The organism is Caballeronia sp. ATUFL_M2_KS44 (assembly GCF_023630965.1).
Classification (GTDB): Bacteria; Pseudomonadota; Gammaproteobacteria; order Burkholderiales; family Burkholderiaceae; genus Caballeronia; species Caballeronia concitans.
Genome location: NZ_JALQEA010000067.1, coordinates 207,939 through 220,649 on the forward strand (window position 1 = coordinate 207,939; position 12,711 = coordinate 220,649).

Here is a 12,711-nt window from a genome sequence, read left to right on the forward strand (position 1 = left end):
TCGCTTCTCACTCACTTCTTACTCGATTCTCACTCGGTCGAGGTCCGCGTCGCAGTCGCTGGATCGACAGGCACGTAAAAGGAGAGACGTCATGTCCCGGGATGCAGCAGGGCGCCGCAAGCGTGCAACGCAGTCCCTGCGGCGCTCGATCGTCTTGAGTGTGGCTACGCTGTCGCTGGTGCTTCTCGCTCACGGCTGCCACGGCGACGATAGCGACAACGCCCCGACAGCCGTGACAAGGACCAAACTCGATGGAACGTGCTTCGCGAAGTTCGCCATTCCCATGCCGGTGTTCGGGCCCGCCGGACAACTGCCGCGCGTGGATGCGGCGGCTCATCCCGATTTGACCGTGACCATGGCCGAGACGAGCCAGCAGGTACTGCCGCCGGGTTCCTACGCCCGATGCGGCCCGGGCGTGACGCTGGGCCCGACGCGCGTTTGGACATACCAGACGACAGACTCGAAGACGGGCGCGGTGCTCGGTCCGGCTCACTGGCCAGCCGTCACCATTGCGGCCCAGCGCGGCATCGCAACGCGCACGACCTACGTCAACAGGCTGCCGAGCTTCGATCCGAACAATCCGACGGGTCCCGGCATGGTGCAGGGAGAACTGCCATTCGATCAGACCGTTCACTGGGCCGATCCTTTGAAAAGCGGCTGCGGAATGCCCACGCAAGGTGCGGCCACCAGTTCGGCATGCAGATCGAACTACATCGGTCCGGTTCCAGCCGCCGTGCATTTGCATGGCGCCGAACTGCCCGCCGCCGATGACGGCGATCCGGAATCATGGTTCACGCCGAACGGTCTGATGGGCGCCGACTATCACACCATCGGAAAGCCGGCGCCCGGCGCGGCGACCCTCGAATATCCGAATTCACAGGAGCCGGGTACGCTCTGGTTCCACGATCATGCTTTGGGGACGACACGCCTCGACGTGTACGCGGGCCTCGCCGGATTCTATTTCCTCAAAGACGCCGACACGGAGCCAAAAGGGTATCCGGACGGTCCCCACGAAATAGAAATGGCGGTGCAGGACCATATGTTCGACACCACCGGCCAGTCCTATTTGCCGGTCCAGCAGCCATCGCTCAACCATCCGTTCTGGAGTCCGATCTTCGAAGGCGATGTCGCGGTCGTGAACGGCGCGGCCTTTCCCTACCTGAACGTCGAGCCGCGACGTTACCGGCTGCACATTCTCAATGGCAGTCTGAATCGCGGATACACCTTCGTCTTCGGCAGCGCCCCCGCTTATCTGGTCGGAAGCGACGACAACTATTTCGACAAGCCCGTTCCGCTGCCCGTTTCCTCGACCGGCGCGTCGGCGGGATTGCCGGTCTCGCCGGGAGAGCGCGCAGACATCATCGTCGACTTCTCCGGGTTCGCCGGACAGACGATCGAACTCACGAATACGCAGGGCGGTCAGGACGTCCAGTTACCCGACATCATGGAGTTCAGAGTGGCGTCCTCGGTGTCCGCGCCCGACACGAGTTGCGATCCCGCGAGTCCGGATACATCCGCCGGCATCTGCGCGCGACCGCATCCGCTGGTTCGCCTGACCGACGGTCAAGGCAGCATATTGCCCGGCGTGAAAGTGGACCGCGTCAGGCAGATGGTTCTCTACGACGATGTCGAGCGCTCGGGCGGCCCGGTTCCCACCGACATCAGGGAATTGGTCAATAACACCGCGTGGAACGGCCTGGAGTCGCCGGGTATCGCGCACGACTTTCCGGGCGACGGCATCAGCGAATTGCCGCGCGTGGGATCGACGGAAATGTGGGAGATCGTCTATCTCTCGACCATGCCCGGAGCGAGCCATCCGGTTCATATTCATCTTTCGCAGTTTCAGGTGCTCAATCGTCAGGAGATCAACACGAGTCAATATCTCGCGGACTGGACCCGGGCATTCGGGGCGGCGGGCAGCAGTGCGGCGGCGCTGCCGGCCGGATGCACGGCGGGCACCTATTGCGCCGATTACGGGCCGCCGCTGGACTACGCAACGCCCAACAAGGATGGCGCACTGGGCGGCAATCTTCCCTTCAGCGGCTATCTTCAGGGCGCCGTGATCGCGCCGACGGCGGGAGAATCCGGCTGGAAAGACACAGCCGATGCGCATTCCGGACAGGTGCTCAGGATACTCGTGCGATGGACGCCTTCCAGCGTTCCCGTCCAACCCGGTCAATCCTATGCAGGACAGAACCTTTACGCGTTCGATCCGACGCAGGGGTATTACATCTGGCATTGTCATGTCCTCACCCATGAAGACAACGAGATGATGCGGCCATATCGCGTGACGAACTGACTCGGCAAAATGCATCGGCTATTGGGCGGCCTTTTGGTCGGCGTGAGTTTTGCAGCGTTCCCTGTCGCATCGACATTCCGGACTCCGTTCGAAAACGAAACGACGGTCTACATGTTGTCTTGCGACGGAGTGCGCGCGAACGGCGCGTGCGAAGGCGATGAGAGAACGGCTGTGCCTTTCGTCTACAAGGTGTCGTTCGATCAACATTCCGTGCTGTACTGGACGATGAACGATCCGGGTCTGCCACGCGAGCTTCCTTTCTGCACGATCCGCGATGCACGGAGCTGGTTGTGCCAATGGAATAGCGACGACATTCCGAAGACGCGGTTCGGGATGGTCGCCGGGAACTACGTGGAGATCGCGGTTTGTACGACTGCCGCGCCCGGCCCCATGTTCTATCAGGTCCGTCAATGGCGCTGGTGGCTCGTGCGATTGCATGAAGCGCTCGGAGGCCATCGTGCGAACTCGCGTCGAGTGACTTCCACCATGCGAACGAATATGTGACGACGCCGTCGATGGCATGTCACCGGCGAAGCCGAGTGCTTCGACAACGACCTCGATGATCTTCGCACTGGCGCGCTTTGTCCGGCTGTCAAGGAACCGGACATGCGCTGTCGGATTTCCTGACACTTCGATTTGCCTCTCGCGCGGCGCGCGCCGAGCCATCGGCGTTTGACGATTGGCATAGCCCTTGCAGATAGCTCCTCGCCATGCAAAAGGAGTGAATCATGCAAACGACTCGGTATCCCAATCTGCGAATCGCGGCGCTGGCTGTCTTGTTCATGGCAAGCGGTGGCTGCGCCGCGCAACCTGCACCGTCGACACCGCCGCCCGTCGCCGCTTCTCCGATACCTCCCGCGCCGCCCGCTCCGCCGCCGCCGGGCGCCGAACCGGGTCCGCTGGCCGACGCGGCTGCGATCACGACCACGCAGGGCACCGTGTCGCGCTTCCTGACCAATCCGGATGGCGATGTCGACGGTTTCATGACCGACGACGGGACCCTCGTGCGCTTTCCTCCGCATATGAGCACGCAACTGACTTCGGCGGTGCGTCGCGGCGACGTCGTGCAAGTCATCGGCAGACGCGACGAAGGCGGTAGCTTCGCGGCTCAACGCATCACCGATACGCGAAGTGGTCAGCAAGTGATCGACGAGCCGCCGATGGGCCGCGCCGCGCCGTTGCCGCGCGCCGCGCGTGGCGAAGGTCTGTCGCGCCTGAGCGCGCAAGGGCAGGTGGCGCACGTCACGACCGCGCCACGCGGCGAACCCGACGGCGTGATTCTCTCCGACGGCACGGTCATCAAGCTCACGCCGCCCGTGGCGCAACAGTTCCCGGGGCTGGTCCGTACGGGCGCGACGGTATCGGCGCAAGGCTATGGCACACGCAATCAATACGGCACCGCGCTTCAGGCGACCGCATTCGGCTCGCCGGGCAACCTGACTCCGCTCTACGACCGTAATGCGCAGATGCCTTGAAGCCGCACGTTCAACACACCTCACAAGGACAAACAAAATGCATTGGATCGATCCCGCAAGCCTTCCGGAAACGCACGGCAAAGTCACGCGCTTCCTATTGAATCCGCACGGCGAACTCGACGGCCTCGTCATCGGCGCGCGTCAGGTTCATTTTCCGCCGCATCTGTCGAAACAACTCGCGCGTCACGTCGCACTCGGCGACGTCGTTCGCGTACGCGGCGTCAAGCCTCGCGACGCCGACATGATCGCCGCTGTTTCGCTGACGACCCAAAGCGGCGTCGAGATTCTCGACGAAGGTCCGCATCGCAACGGCGAGAAGCATCAGAGGCCGGACGTCGCGCGCAAGCCGATGGACGCATCCGGCGAAGTGATTCTTTCGCTCTTCGGCCCGAAAGGCGAACTGCGCGGGGCGCTGCTGGACGATGGCACATCGTTGCGCATGCCGCCTCACGCTGCCGCCGAACTCGCCGATTACCTGATGCCCGGCGCGCACGTTCACGCCTGGGGCCACGGCGTGAAAAACAGGCACGGGCGCACGATCGAGGTCGATGAAATAGCCCAGCTCGTCGACGCATCGCAGGCAATCTGACGAAGCCGCATCTCACCCATGGCGCGTGTGTCATGTCGAGCCGGATGCGCGTCGGCGCTCTTCATGCGGGCCACGCTGAAAAGCATCTCGGGCACCACCCGCCGCCCGGACCCAACAACAACGGACGCCATGGATGAACCATGAATCCCCGGTACGCGCTCGAAGGACTGAACTTCTTCATGGCCGATGTGCAGGCGGGCATCGGACCGTTCCTTGGCGTCTTCCTCCAGGCGCATGGCTGGCATCCCGACGCGATCGGCACGGTCATGACGCTCGGCGGTATCGCGGGCATGCTCGCGACATCACCGGCGGGCGCGCTCGTCGATGCCACGCATCACAAGCGCGGCATCATCGTCATTGCGGGAATCATGACGACGCTCGCGTCGCTCGTGCTGTGGGTGTCGCACAGTTACTGGATGGTGGCCGCTTCGCAGATCTTCACGGCCGTGACGGGCGCGGCGCTCGGTCCGGCGGTGGCCGGCGTGACGCTGGGCATCGTGCGCGAAAAGGGCTTCGACCGGCAATTCGGCCGCAATCAGGTGGCGAATCACGCGGGCAACGTCGTCGCAGCGGCGCTTTCGGGCTGGCTCGGATGGCGATACGGCTTCGGCGCGGTGTTCGTGCTCGCCGGCGTGTTCGGCCTCTTGACCGTCGTCTCGACGCTGCTGATCCGGCGCGATGCGATCGATCACGACAGCGCGCGCGGTCTCGCAACGTCGGCATCGGGCGAGCCGGACGCCGGGCATGAACATGCGAGCGGCTTTCGCGTCTTGCTGACGTGCCGGCCATTGCTGCTGCTGGCCGCGTCGCTCGCGATGTTTCATCTGGGCAATGCGGCGATGCTGCCGCTCTACGGCCTCGCGGTCGTCGCGGCGCATCAGGGCGATCCGAGCGCCTTTACCGCGCAGACCATCGTGGTCGCGCAGCTCGTGATGGTCGTCGCGGCATGTTTTGCGAATCGCCTGATTCAGCGAATCGGCTACTGGGGCGTGATCCTGATCACGTTCCTCGCGCTGCCGCTGCGTGGCATGGTCGCCGCGATGTCGATTACCGCGTGGGGCGTGTGGCCGGTCCAGGCGCTCGACGGCATCGGCGCGGGCTTGCAAAGCGTCGCGGTGCCCGCGCTGGTGGTGCGGCTGCTGCAGGGCACGGGACGGGTGAATGTCGGGCAGGGCGTCGTCATGACCGTGCAAGGAATCGGCGCGGCGCTGAGTCCCGCGCTGGGCGGCGTGCTCGCTCAACATTTCGGTTACGCGAGCGCGTTTCTCGTGCTGGGCGCTGTGTCGACCGGATCGCTTGCGCTGTGGCTGCTCTTCGGCGCGACGCTCAAAAAAGCTTGCGGCCTTCGCCGCGACGTGAATAACGAATCTCCTCTGGCGACATGAATCCGATTTTTCTTTCCTGGGGCATTGCGCTCGCCGCCACTGCCGGCGTCATCTTGCGGCCTTTCCGATGGCCCGAAGCAATCTGGGCCGTGGCCGGCGCGCTGATGCTCGTCGCGCTCGGGCTTCTTCCCGCGCAGCTTGCGTGGCAAGCGGTCGGCAAGGGCACGGACGTCTATCTGTTCCTGATCGGCATGATGCTGCTCTCGGAACTGGGGCGTCGCGAAGGCCTGTTCGACTGGGTGGCGGTGCATGCCGTCAATTACGCAAAAGGGTCGCCTCGCAAGCTCTTCCTGCTGGTCTATCTCGTGGGCGTGGTGGTGACGACCTTTCTGTCGAACGACGCAGCCGCCGTCGTGCTCACGCCCGCGGTGTTCGCTGCCGCAAAGAAAGCGAATGCGAAGCCGCTGCCGTTGCTCTACGCGTGCGCGTTCATCGCCAATGCGGCGAGCTTCGTCCTGCCGATCTCGAACCCCGCGAACCTCGTGCTCTATGCGAACCACACGCCGGCGCTGGGTCTTTGGGTGGCGCGTTTCGCGCTGCCTTCGGCGCTGTCGATCGTCGCTACGTTCGTCATGTTGCGCTGGACCCAGCGCGCGGATCTGGGCGGTGCGTGCGCGCGCGACCTGCCTGTCGAACGGCTCAGCACGAACGGCAAAGTCACGCTGGCGAGCATGGGCGTGACGGCGGTGGCGCTGCTTGTCGTGTCTGCCTTCGATCTGCAACTCGGTTTGCCCACGGCGAGTCTCGGCATCCTCACGGCGCTGGTCGTGCTGGTCAAGGAGCGCCGGTCGCCCGTGGAACTCGTCAGCGAAATATCGTGGAGCGTATTGCCGCTCGTCGCGGGCCTCTTCGTGCTGGTCGAGGTGCTCGATCATACGGGCGTCATTCGCGAACTCTCGGCGTTTCTGGCGCAGGCAAGCGGGCACAGTCAGCCGATGACGGCGGCGGTATCCGGCCTCGTCATCGCGTTCGGAAGCAACGCGATCAACAACCTGCCTGCCGGACTCATCGCGAGCGCGACGGCCTTGCAGGCGCATAGTCCGGAGCGCGTCATCGACGCTCTGCTGATCGGCGTGGACCTCGGCCCGAATCTGTCGATCACCGGCTCGCTCGCAACCATCCTGTGGCTTTCATCGATCCGGCGCGAAGGCGAGGAGGTGAGCTTCATGCAGTTTCTGAAGGTCGGCGTGGTGGTGATGATTCCGGCGCTCGTGCTGGCGCTCGGCAGCCGGCTCCTGACCGGACACTGACCGGAAATTGACGCCCGCAAACGGAGAAGAACATGAGCAGCGCATGGATTTACCCCTTCATCATTCTGGGCGGCGTGCTTCAGGCGGCAGGCGCTCCGATCAATGGCGAACTCAAGCACGCGCTCGTCAATCCCTGGCTTGCTTCGGGCGTGTCGTTTCTGCTCGTCACGTTTCTCGCCATCGCGTTGTTCGCGATTGCGCCGACGCCGTTGCCGACACTCGATGATCTGCGCAACATGAAGTGGTGGGCGCCGCTTGGCGGGATCGTCGGCGCTGTCGCGGTGTTCGCCGGTCTGACGCTCGTGCAGAAGGTGGGCGTCGGCACGCTCAATGGGCTGACCATTTGCGCGAACCTTGTCGCATCGGTTGTGATCGACCATTTTGGTTTGATTGGCGTCGCCGAGCATCCGCTGGGCTGGCTGCGCGCGCTCGGCACGGTGTTGATGGTGGCGGGCGTCGCGCTCGTGATGCGGTTCTGATGTGCCTCCGCGAGTTGATTCGTCTGTCTAAAAAGCGGACGGTGCAATCCTCCCGTCGATCGACGGATGTCTTCCGTATCAATCCGTCGCGCCGCCACGAAAATTGCGCCCAATTCGTTGAGCGTTCCTATACTGAGAATTCTCGACGAGCGTGTCGAAGCGGCAACCCCAGCCAATTTTTTCGGGCACTCGCGGAAGGGACATTCATGAATGCGCTTCGACTCTCGATCATCGCGGCACTTGCGGTGCTGCCCGGAGTGGCGATGGCCGAACCGCCCGACAGCAACGCTCCGTGGTATCCCTCGTTGATGGCGTTCGAGCATTACGATTCCGGACGCAGCCACCTCTTCACCGAGGCGAGATTCCACGGATCGTTCGTTCAGGGCGGCAACGCGGTCGACGTTCGAGTTTCCCCCGATGATTACCTGACGCCCTATAACGTCGTGTATCTCGACGCCGACGCGATGTTCGTCTACGGAGGCGGCTACGGCGACAAAGGCGGAATCGGCGCCTTCGTCGCGCGGATCGATCCGGCGACGCTGAAGACGCTCTGGACCAATCAGCTGATCAACACGGTCGAGACGAACGAGTGGGATTATCCGGGCGTCGTGAGCATCCTGCGCAACGGCTATCTTTACGTCATCTACGGCTACCGGATCGTCAAGCTCGATCCCGTCGACGGGCACGTGGTGGCGGGACCGGTGCAACTGCCGACCGCACCGACGGCGGACCTGCGCGATACCTCTTACAACGGTCTCGACGCGCTGCCCGACGGCACGTTGATCGCGAAGACGGTGTATCGCGAGAAAGGCTGCGAGGAACAAGGCTTCTCGGCCTTTCTGAAGTGCGAGCATCCTGCGGCGGTGCCACGCTCGATCATCGTGGCCATCGACCCTCGGACGCTGGAAGTCGTCGACAGGATCAGAGCAGAAGAATTCATCGGCGGACGCATCACCTCGGTTCGATTTCAGGGCAAGGACTACGCTTATGTCGCCGGCTCGACCAAGATCTTCCGCTACCTTTACCAGAACCGACATTTCTCGCTCGATACCTCGTGGGGCCCGGTCGTCTATCGGGATCGCAACTCGGGCCAGACGGCTGCCTCGGCGGTCGTCGTCATGAACGACTGGATCGTCTTCGAAAATAACGGCACGCCGGTCACGCAACCGTCCCCCGGCCCCTCTCCGTGGATGACGGTGACCGCGATCAATCAGGCCGACGCCGCCCGACAATTCGCCGTCCAGCCGTTCAAGTCGTTCGAGTCGCCATCCAACATCATCAGCTTTTCGCCGTCGGCCGTATCAGTCGACCCGCTGCGCAACCGGGTCTTCGTTCTCGATGCCGGTCCGGGTGTCATAGGCGTGCTGCAACTGGATTCCGATGGCCTGAAAACCGTATGGACAGCAAAGCAACGGACGACCGAATTTCTCGCGCTGATCGGGCCGGCCGAGCATCGCGTGGTGGTGGGCACCGACATTCCCGCCAACCAGCCGATAGGCTCGAATACGCAGGACGCCGTGGTCTGGCGCGAAGCCGGAACCGGGCGCGAACTGGCGCGATCCGACCTGCTTCCTGTAGTCGATACCGGGACCATGATTCAGCCGGGCTATGCCGGTCGAATGTATTACATGGCGCAGGAGGGAAAGGTGATCGAGCTTACCGTCGATCCCTCGCAAGCGGTGTCACGTTCGGACCAACGCGCCGGCGGGTTTCAGAAACAGGCGCGGGGCGGCACGAACTGAGCGCGTTCTCAGGCCGCCCGGCGCGCGATCTGTCATTGGCACTTCAATCGCCGAGCAGCTTCGGCAGCTCCAGCAATGTCCGATGCGCGCCGCCTTGCTCGACCGCATCCGCATACGTCGTGCGCACGGCGGCAGCGATCCCGTCGACGGCTTCGTTGTCGCCGGCCATCGTCACGTAGTAGCCGAGATCCTTGAGCGCGTTCGACATGTGAAACGGCATGCCCGACGCATCGCCTTCGATGAGCGACGGACGCAGCCGTTCCAGCGCCGCGCCGCCGCCGCCGCCCTTTGCGAGCACGTCGACGAACGTGTGCGCATCCACGCCCGCGCGTGTCGCGCAGGCCGCCGCTTCCGAGATCAGCGCAATCGTCCCGAGCGACACGAAGTTGTGCAGCAGCTTCATGCTGTGTCCCGCGCCAACGCCGCCGACGAGCGTCACATTTTCCGCATACGTGCGCAGCAACGGCTCGATGCGCGCGAACAACTCGGCTGACGCGCCGACCAGCAGGTTCAGACGTCCTTCGTGCGCTTCCTTCGCGGTGCGCGTCATCGGCGCATCGACGAAGAAACCGCCTGCTTCCACCACGAGCGCCGCCATGCGACGCGTCGATGCGGGCACGGCCGTCGAACAGTCGATGACGATCGTTTCCGGCCGCAATCCCGCCAGCACGCCGTCGGGCGCGGTCAGCACCGCTTCGACCTCGGGCGATCCCGTCACGCACAGAATGACGATGTCCGATTCCCGCGCGAGCGCCGCGCCGTTCGCGACGGTCTTCACGCCGCCCGCAAGAAGTTCGTCGAGCGGCTGGTTGCCGGGATGCTCGACCACCGTGAGCGGATAACCGTGCTTCATCACGTTGCGTGCGATGCCGTGCCCCATCAGGCCGATACCGATCATGCCGATTCGCTGCTTCATGCGTGTCTTTTCCGTTGTCGTTGTCGAATTGATAAGGATGGCTTATCGGTTAACGAGGCGCTTCGGCAGCATCATGGTGAGCACGATGCCGAGCACGAGGCAGCCGACCATCGAGAAGATCGGCAGCGTCATGCCGCCCGATGCCTGCTTCAGAAATCCGACCGCATACGGGCCGAAGAAGCCGCCGAGATTGCCGAACGCGCTGATCCATGCAATGCCGACCGCCGCCGCGGCCTGCCCGAGCACCGCAGTCGGCATGCTCCAGAAGAGCGGCGGAAACGAGAGCAATCCCGCATTGGCGATGCACAGCGCGATCATGCCGAGCCACAGGTTGTCATGCCAGAGCACCGAGAGCGACAGGCCGACCGCGCCCATCAGCAAGAGCGCCGCGACGTGCATGCGCCGCTCGCCGCGCCGGTCCGCGCTGCGGCCGAACATCACCATCACGACGACCGCGACCGCGTTGGGCAATGCCGCGAGCGCGCCGATCGCGAAGTCGCCGGAAATGCCCATCGACTTGATCATGGTCGGGGCCCAGAACGTGTAGCCGTAGATGCCGAAGACATCGAGAAAATAGATCAGGCAGAACGCCCACACGAGCACGCTCGTGAAGAGGCCCTTGTGATTCGATTCCGCCGTCACCGCGCGATCCTCGGCGAGCACGCGCGACAGGAACGCGCGATCCGTTTCGCTGAAGCGCGGGCTCTTCGTGACGTCGTCGTCGAGGCCTTTCCATGTGTAGACCGCCGCGATGAACGCAGGCAACGCCTCCACGATGAAGATCCATTTCCAGCCGGCCAGGTGCATGAGGCCGTCGAAGTACTGCATGATGAAGCCGGTCAGCGGCGAGCCGATGAGACCCGCGAGCGCGAGCGCCGCATAGAACATGCTGAGGATGCGCGCGCGCCGGTTGCGCGGAAACGACTGGCCGATATAGAAGATGATCGCCGGAATGAAGCCCGCTTCCGCGACGCCGAGCAGGCAGCGCATCACGTAGAACTGCATCGGCGTGGCGACGAATGCGGTCAGCCCCGACACGACGCCCCACGAGAGAATGATGCGCGTGATCCATCGGCGCGCGCCGACGCGCTGCAGGACCATGTTGCTCGGCACTTCGAAAACCACGTAGCCGAGAAAGAAGATGCCCGCGCCGAAGCCGAACACGGCATCGGAGAAACCGAGTTGCTGCGCCATCTGCAGCTTCGCGAAGCTCACGTTCACGCGATCGATATAAGACGTGATGTACGCGAACATCAGGATCGGCAGGACCTGCAGCGCGAGACGCCGGAAAATTCGGTCCGCAGTGGCGCCATCGTGTGACGGGGCGGGCGATGCCGCGCCTTGCGGCATGTTGGTCGCATCGATTTCCACGTCTGTCTCCGTATATGTTTTTTGAGTCCGGCTCGCGCGGGACGCGGCGGGACAGGAGAAATGTAGCGGCTACTCAGCGCGGGTGATATGCGAAATCGCTGAAGCGGGCTTTCGAATACTTCGAACACGCGCTTTCCGGCACGGCGCGTGCCCCGGTCAGGGTTTTCCTGTACTCGGGCGCGACGCGGCGAGCGTGGGCGAATGCCATACTGCGCGGCATGAACTTTTGCGGGGCATCCGGTTTTGTTCGATCTCACGTCGCTGGCTCTCTTTCTGCGCGCCGTCGAAATGGGCAGCTTGTCCAAGGCGGCGCAGCAATCGCACATGTCGCTGTCGACCGCGAGCCGGCGCATCGCGCTGCTCGAACATCACTTTCGCGTGGGGCTTCTGAACCGCACGTCGGCGGGCGTCGAGCCTACGCCAGCAGGCGAAGCGCTCGCGCGTCATGCCACCGATCTTTTGCTCAAGACCGACGCGATCTATAGCGAACTCTCCGACTATACGAAAGGGTCGGTCGGCCGCGTGCGGGTGTTCGCCAATATCTCCGCGATCAGTCAGGACTTGCCCGATCATCTGCGCGCATTCTCGCAGCGCTATCAGGACATCAAGCTGCACATCAGCGAACTGCGCAGCATGGATATTCTTCAGGCCTTGCGCGAAGGGCGCGCGGACGTAGGCGTGGTGACGTCGCAGAGCGGCATGGAAGGCGTTCGCCTCGCCCCGTACTGCACCGACCGCATCAGCGTGGTCGTGCCGGAAGATCACGTGCTGCGGGGCGATGAGATCGACTTTGCCGCGCTGCTCGAACACGATATCGTCGGCCTCGACGACAAGGCCGAAGTCACTCGCATGCTCGTCAAGGAAGCCGCGCTCGCGGGCCGCACCATCCGCTTTCGCGTGCAGGTGCAGAGCTTCGAAGGCATGTGCAGGCTGATCGCGGCGGGACAGGGCATCGGCGTGCTGCCCGAAGGCGCGGTGCGGCTCTTTCGCGAGCCGATGCGCCTGCGCTTCATCCGCCTGACGAATCCGTGGGCCGAGCGCGTGATGTCCGTCGGCATACGCTCGGGCGCGGCGCCGTTGCCCGCGCGCAAGCTCTTCGAATATCTGAGCGCGCTCGCGCCCGCTGCGCTCGTCGCGCCGGGCGGCGAGCGCTCCGCCGGATGAAGCCTTGCGCATATTCGAAGACTCCCGTTTCCGCATTCGCA

11 protein-coding genes are annotated in these 12,711 nt (G+C 63.8%); 9 read left to right on the forward strand and 2 right to left on the reverse strand.

The window, feature by feature from the left end:
• Positions 1 to 232: 232 nt before the first annotated feature.
• The 8 genes from NCR39_RS29850 (at position 233) to NCR39_RS28630 (ending at position 9,219) form a co-directional block, all read left to right on the forward strand.
• On the forward strand, positions 233 to 2,299 hold the full coding sequence (locus NCR39_RS29850) for a multicopper oxidase family protein (RefSeq protein WP_250456153.1): 2,067 nt from the start codon (positions 233 to 235) through the stop codon (positions 2,297 to 2,299).
• A 111-nt stretch (positions 2,300 to 2,410) separates the two neighbouring features.
• Positions 2,411 to 2,803, forward strand: a complete 393-nt coding sequence (locus NCR39_RS28600) for a hypothetical protein (protein ID WP_250456154.1) — start codon at positions 2,411 to 2,413, stop codon at positions 2,801 to 2,803.
• A 224-nt stretch (positions 2,804 to 3,027) separates the two neighbouring features.
• Entirely contained in the window at positions 3,028 to 3,774 is a 747-nt protein-coding gene (locus NCR39_RS28605; protein ID WP_250456155.1) for a hypothetical protein, read from the forward strand.
• 37 nt (positions 3,775 to 3,811) lie between these two features.
• Complete coding sequence (locus tag NCR39_RS28610; RefSeq protein WP_250456156.1) at positions 3,812 to 4,363, forward strand: hypothetical protein; 552 nt, start codon at positions 3,812 to 3,814, stop codon at positions 4,361 to 4,363.
• 140 nt (positions 4,364 to 4,503) lie between these two features.
• Positions 4,504 to 5,748, forward strand: a complete 1,245-nt coding sequence (locus NCR39_RS28615) for an MFS transporter (protein WP_250456157.1) — start codon at positions 4,504 to 4,506, stop codon at positions 5,746 to 5,748.
• On the forward strand, positions 5,745 to 6,998 hold the full coding sequence (locus NCR39_RS28620; protein WP_250456158.1) for an arsenic transporter: 1,254 nt from the start codon (positions 5,745 to 5,747) through the stop codon (positions 6,996 to 6,998). The genes NCR39_RS28615 and NCR39_RS28620 overlap by 4 nt, the downstream gene beginning before the upstream one ends.
• A gap of 32 nt (positions 6,999 to 7,030) precedes the next feature.
• On the forward strand, positions 7,031 to 7,477 hold the full coding sequence (locus tag NCR39_RS28625) for a DMT family transporter (RefSeq protein WP_250456159.1): 447 nt from the start codon (positions 7,031 to 7,033) through the stop codon (positions 7,475 to 7,477).
• Positions 7,478 to 7,683: 206 nt separating this feature from the next.
• Positions 7,684 to 9,219: a hypothetical protein gene (locus tag NCR39_RS28630; protein ID WP_250456160.1), complete on the forward strand. Its 1,536-nt coding sequence runs from the start codon at positions 7,684 to 7,686 to the stop codon at positions 9,217 to 9,219.
• 43 nt (positions 9,220 to 9,262) lie between these two features.
• Here the strand turns inward: NCR39_RS28630 and NCR39_RS28635 are convergent, their stop codons facing one another.
• Entirely contained in the window at positions 9,263 to 10,135 is an 873-nt protein-coding gene (locus tag NCR39_RS28635; RefSeq protein ID WP_250456161.1) for an NAD(P)-dependent oxidoreductase, read from the reverse strand.
• A gap of 42 nt (positions 10,136 to 10,177) precedes the next feature.
• A complete protein-coding gene (locus NCR39_RS28640; RefSeq protein WP_250456162.1) occupies positions 10,178 to 11,506 on the reverse strand; it encodes an MFS transporter in 1,329 nt (442 codons plus the stop codon).
• Positions 11,507 to 11,749: 243 nt separating this feature from the next.
• Here NCR39_RS28640 and NCR39_RS28645 point away from each other — a divergent pair, with 243 nt between their 5' ends.
• A complete protein-coding gene (locus tag NCR39_RS28645; RefSeq protein ID WP_250456163.1) occupies positions 11,750 to 12,670 on the forward strand; it encodes a LysR family transcriptional regulator in 921 nt (306 codons plus the stop codon).
• Positions 12,671 to 12,711 lie beyond the last annotated feature (41 nt).